The organism is Stenotrophomonas sp. UBA7606 (genome assembly GCF_002477705.1).
Classification (GTDB): Bacteria; Pseudomonadota; Gammaproteobacteria; order Xanthomonadales; family Xanthomonadaceae; genus Stenotrophomonas.
The window spans coordinates 1-4,274 of the sequence record NZ_DLJW01000018.1 but is presented as its reverse complement, the minus strand read 5'-3'; the positions used below and the strand labels follow the sequence as shown (position 1 = coordinate 4,274).

General features: G+C 67.5%; 4 protein-coding genes. All 4 read left to right on the top strand.

Annotation, left to right across the window (positions count from 1 at the left end):
• A partial coding sequence (locus B2527_RS02860) for a sigma-70 family RNA polymerase sigma factor (RefSeq protein ID WP_293706033.1) occupies nt 1-399 on the top strand: 399 nt, incomplete at its 5' end.
• The gene (locus tag B2527_RS02855; RefSeq protein WP_293706032.1) at nt 396-1,292 is read left to right on the top strand and encodes a sigma-E factor negative regulatory protein; all 897 of its coding nucleotides are present in this window, start codon (nt 396-398) and stop codon (nt 1,290-1,292) included. The genes B2527_RS02860 and B2527_RS02855, both read left to right, overlap by 4 nt.
• A 128-nt stretch (nt 1,293-1,420) precedes the next feature.
• Complete coding sequence (locus B2527_RS02850; protein ID WP_293706031.1) at nt 1,421-2,944, top strand: DegQ family serine endoprotease; 1,524 nt, start codon at nt 1,421-1,423, stop codon at nt 2,942-2,944.
• Between the two features lie 161 nt (nt 2,945-3,105).
• Nucleotides 3,106-4,274 (top strand): translation elongation factor 4 (lepA, locus tag B2527_RS02845; protein WP_293706034.1); only part of this gene is annotated, 1,169 nt, incomplete at its 3' end.

Sequence of the window (4,274 nt, the reverse complement as noted above, 5' to 3'; positions counted from 1 at the left end):
TTCTATACCTGGTTGCATCGGATCGCCGTGAATACCGCAAAAAACTACCTGGCAGCACACAATCGGCGACCGCCCACCGATGACATCGAGATCGGTGACGCCGAGCAGTTCGACAGCGGCGTGCGGTTGCGTGACAACGACACGCCCGAGCGTGAGTTGATGCGCCAGGAACTGGAACAGACCGTGATGAAGGCGGTTGACGCGCTGCCCGAAGAGCTGCGCTCAGCCATTACGTTGCGAGAGGTGGAAGGCATGAGTTACGAGGACATCGCGCAGAAAATGGGTTGCCCGATCGGCACGGTGCGGTCGCGGATCTTCCGTGCCCGCGAGGCCATTGACGCCCAGTTGCGCCCCTTGCTGGACACTGCCAGCGCCACCCGTGAGCGGAGCCGCGTATGAGCAGGCAAGACCAGACCCCGGGCATGGACAAGGCCGCGGACAAGTTCGAACTGCACTATCGCCAGCAGCTGTCGGCGTTGGTGGACGGTGAGCTGGCAGCCGACGAGGCGCGTTTCATGCTGCGCCGGCTGCAGCACGACGGCGAGCTTTCCAGCTGCCAGGAGCGCTGGCAGCTGCTGGGCGACGTGATGCGTGGCCAGGCCTGCGCGCCGGCGCCGTTTGATTTCAGTGCGCGGGTGCGTGCCGCCGTGGATGCCGATGCCCTGCAGAATGGGCCGGTGGCGGCTGCCTCCCATCCGCAACGCACGGCCCGGACCGGTTGGCGGCGTTGGGGCGGCGGCGCGGCCTTGGCCGCCTCGGTTGCCGCGGTGGCCTTGTTCATGGCGCGCGAGCAATTGCCGGAAACGGCCACCCCTGCGCCCGTCATCGCCGCCACCGCCGAAGTCAGCCTGCCGCAGCAACCGGCACCCGCCACGCCGGCACCGGTGACCGCGGATGCGGGTGATATCGCGGCACTGGTTGCCGCAGCCCCCTCGGTGGCTGCGGCCGCAGCGCGCCGCCAAGAAACCAATGGCCGCCGCGGCAGCGCCACCCGCACCCAGCAGGCGGCGCGCGCTGGCACGGTACGTCCGGCGGAGCCGCAGCGGGCCATCGCTTCGGCACCGGTGTTGCCGGCACTGCGCCAGCAGGACCCCTTCGCCTCCGGCAACGCCGTGTTGCCGGCCCGCCCGTGGCCGCGCTCGTCGGTAGCGCCGTCCCTGTCGCAGGGGGCGCTCAATGCCAGCTACCCGACGCAGGAGTCCGGCGGCGCAACTTTCTATCCGTTTGAACCCCGGATGCCGGCGCAGGGCGCCGACGAAACCGGCTTGCCCCGGCTGTCCCCGCATCCTTGACCCGCATCGGCTGGCTGGGGCCATCCGCGCCAGCCGGTTTCCCCATGTTCCCTCCTGCGTGCCCCCCAGATGGCACCGCGGGCGAGGGTGCTCCTTCCCGCTTTGAATGAATTGGAGGCTCGAAGCTGATGACCCACCGTATCCACAAGCAGGTGTTTGGCCTGCTGGCGATGACCCTGCCGCTGGTGGCCTGTGCGCAGACCACCGCCCCCGCGGCGGCGCCCGAGCAGGTGGCGCCCGCGCGTACCGCAGCGCCGGCACCGCAATTGGTGCAGGGCCTGCCTGATTTCACCCAACTGGTTGACCAGGTGGGCCCGGGCGTGGTCAATATCGAATCGGTCATTGGTGCGCGCCGTCCGGCGCGTGCCGCCAGCGGCCCGGACATGGACGAGATGCCGGAGTTCTTCCGTCGCTTCTTCGGCCCGGATTTCCAGATGCCCGGCGGCCCCGGCCAGCAGGGGCCGGACAATGCGCCGCGCGGACGTAGTGCCGGCTCGGGCTTCATCATTTCCAATGATGGTTACGTACTGACCAACCACCACGTCATCGATGGCGCCGAGTCGGTCAAGGTCAAGCTCAGCGACCGCCGTGAATTCACCGCCAAGGTGGTCGGCAGCGACGCCCAGTACGATGTCGCGCTGCTGAAGATCGACGGCAAGAACCTGCCGACGGTGCGTGTGGGCGATTCCAATACCCTCAAGCCCGGCCAGTGGGTGGTGGCCATCGGCTCGCCGTTCGGCCTGGACCATTCCGTCACCGCCGGCATCGTCAGTGCGACCGGGCGCAGCAATCCCTATGCGGACCAGCGCTACGTGCCGTTCATCCAGACCGACGTGGCGATCAATCAGGGCAACTCTGGTGGTCCGCTGCTGAATACGCGCGGCGAAGTGGTTGGCATCAACTCGCAGATCTTCTCGGCCTCGGGCGGGTACATGGGCATCAGCTTTGCGATCCCGATCGACCTGGCCATGGGCGCTGTCGAGCAGATCAAGAAGAACGGCAAGGTCAGCCGCGGCCAGCTGGGCGTGATGGTGGGCGCGGTCACCGCCGATGCCGCCGAAGGCCTGAAGCTGCCCGACAGCCGTGGTGCCCTGGTCAACCAGATGGTGGCCGACAGCTCGGCTGCCAAGGCAGGCATCGAGGTGGGCGACGTGATCCGCTCGGTCAATGGCACCGAGATCAACGACGCCAGCGAGCTGCCGCCGATGATCGGGGCGATGCCCCCGGGCAGCCGCGTGCGCATGGGCATCCTGCGTGACGGCAAGCCGCGCGAGATCACCGTCACTCTGACCGAACTGGCCGAGGACGCCGCCAGGCAGGGCGCCAGCGCGGCAGGTGCGGACGCCGGCAAGCCGCAGGCTGGCGCCAATGCCCTGCTGGGGCTTGATGTGGCGGACCTGACCGCCGCCGAGCGCAGCCAGCTTGGCTTGGAGGCCGGTGAGGGCGTGCGCATCACCGGAGTAAAGAGCCAAGCAGCCCGCGAAGCCCGCCTGTCGCCCGGAATGGTGGTATTGCAGGTAGGGCGCACCCCCGTCGGCAGTGTGGCTGCGCTGAACCGTGAACTGGCTGCCTACAAGAAGGGCGACGTGGTCATGCTGCTGGTCCGGGCCGGGGGCAACAGTGCCTTCGTCGCTGTACGCGCCGGCGAATAAGCCCGCGCTGCCGGACTGTTCAGGCCAAGGAGCCGCCTTCGGGCGGCTCCTTTCGTTCAGCTGCCGGCATCCCCCTGTGCGAGGGCTGGGCCCGGCATGCGATAATGCCCCGTTATCCTGACGACGCAGCGCCGCCGCCGCCACCTATGTCACATGATTCGATGCGGATGATCCGCAACTTCTCCATCATTGCCCACGTCGACCACGGCAAGTCCACCCTGGCCGACCGCATCATCCAGTTGTGTGGCGGCTTGACCGCGCGCGAAATGGAAGCGCAGGTCCTGGACAACAACCCCATCGAGCGCGAGCGTGGCATCACGATCAAGTCGCAGTCGGTGTCGGTGCCGTATACGGCCCGCAATGGCCAGACCTACTTCCTGAACTTCATCGACACCCCCGGCCACGTCGACTTCTCCTATGAAGTCAGCCGCTCGCTGGCCGCCTGCGAAGGCGCGCTGCTGGTGGTGGATGCGGCCCAGGGCGTGGAGGCGCAGTCGGTCGCCAACTGCTACACGGCCATCGAGCAGGGCCTGGAAGTGGTGCCGGTGCTGAACAAGATCGACCTGCCCACCGCCGATACCGATCGCGCCAAGGCCGAGATCGAGGCGGTGATCGGCATCGATGCCTCCGACGCGGTTGCGGTCAGCGCCAAGACCGGCCTGAACATGGAGGAGGTGCTGGAAGCCATCGTGCACCGCATCCCGCCGCCGGCCGACCGAGGCAGCGACAAGCTGCAGGCGCTGATCATCGACTCCTGGTTCGACAACTACCTGGGCGTGGTCTCGCTGGTACGCGTGATGCAGGGCCAGATCAAGGCCGGCGACAAGATCCAGGTCATGTCCACCGGCCGTTGGCACCTGGTCGACAAGGTCGGCGTGTTCACCCCCAAGCGCAAGGAAATGCCTGCGCTGCGTGCCGGTGAAGTGGGCTGGATCAACGCCAGCATCAAGGACGTGCACGGTGCGCCGGTCGGCGACACCCTGACCCTGCAGGCCGATCCGGCCGACGCGCCGCTGCCCGGCTTCCAGGAAATGCAGCCGCGCGTGTTCGCCGGCCTGTTCCCGGTCGATGCCGAGGACTACCCGGACCTGCGCGAAGCCCTCGACAAGCTGCGCCTGAACGACGCCGCGCTGCGCTTCGAGCCGGAAAGCTCCGAGGCGATGGGCTTCGGCTTCCGTTGCGGCTTCCTTGGCATGCTGCACATGGAGATCGTGCAGGAGCGCCTGGAGCGCGAGTACAACCTTGACCTGATCAGCACCGCGCCGACGGTGATCTACGAGGTGCTCAAGAGCGACGGCACCATCGTGATGATGGACAACCCGGCCAAGCT